The sequence below is a fragment of the Caulobacter sp. 17J65-9 genome (assembly GCF_010975005.1).
GTDB lineage: Bacteria > Pseudomonadota > Alphaproteobacteria > Caulobacterales > Caulobacteraceae > 17J80-11.
Genome location: NZ_JAAIVC010000326.1, coordinates 1 through 826 on the forward strand (window position 1 = coordinate 1; position 826 = coordinate 826).

General features: G+C 76.6%; 2 protein-coding genes. Both read left to right on the forward strand.

Annotated elements, in window-relative coordinates; genetic code table 11:
- Window positions 1-510: mitofilin family membrane protein (locus G3573_RS21710; protein ID WP_240454841.1), on the forward strand; the 510-nt coding region annotated here is incomplete at its 5' end.
- A partial coding sequence (locus tag G3573_RS22605) for a heme biosynthesis HemY N-terminal domain-containing protein (protein WP_346427431.1) occupies window positions 507-826 on the forward strand: 320 nt, incomplete at its 3' end. The genes G3573_RS21710 and G3573_RS22605, both read left to right, overlap by 4 nt.

Sequence of the window (826 nt, forward strand, 5' to 3'; positions counted from 1 at the left end):
ATCGCCGCCGGCGCCCTGGCCGACGCGGCCGAAGAGTCCGGCCCGTTCTCGGCCGAACTGGCCACCCTGGAGCGGCTCACCCCGGACTCGCCGGCGCTGGCCCGCCTGCGTCCGCTGGCCGAGACCGGCGCGCCGACCCGCGCGGCCCTGGCCGCCGAATTCCCGACCGTCGCCGCAAAGGCCGCGGCCGCCTCGCGCACCTCCGGCGGCGGCAGCTTCCTGGACCGCGCCATGAGCGCGCTGAACTCCATCATCACCGTGCGGCGGGTCGACGACCTGACCGGCGCCGAGGCCGACGCCGTGCTGGCGCGGGCCGAACGCCATGTCGCCGACGGCGACCTGGAAGGCGCGCTGAAGGAGCTGCAGAGCCTGCCGGCCTCCGGCCAGAAGGCGATCGCCCCCTGGACCGAGAAGGCCCGCCACCGGGTCGAGATCGAAGAACGCATCGCGGCCCTGCGCACCGACGCCCTGCGCGAACTGGCCGCCCGAACGTCCGGAGCCGCCGCGTGATCCGCGCCGCCCTCGTCTTCCTGTTCGTCCTGGTCGTGCTGGCCGTCGCCTTCGCGGTGGCCGGCGATCCCGGCTCGGCCCACCTGATCTGGGGCGGCTGGCGGGTGGACACCACCGCCGCCATGGCCGCCATCCTGGTCGGCGTGCTGTCGCTGATCGCGGTCGCCTTCTGGCGGATCGGTCTGTGGATCGCCGAGGCGCCGCGCCGGGCCGAACGCGCCCGCGTCGAGAACCGCCGCCGCCAGACCGCCGAGGCGCTGAGCCGCGGCTACCTGGCCCTGGCCGCCGGCGAGGGCCCCGAGGCGCGCCGCCTGGC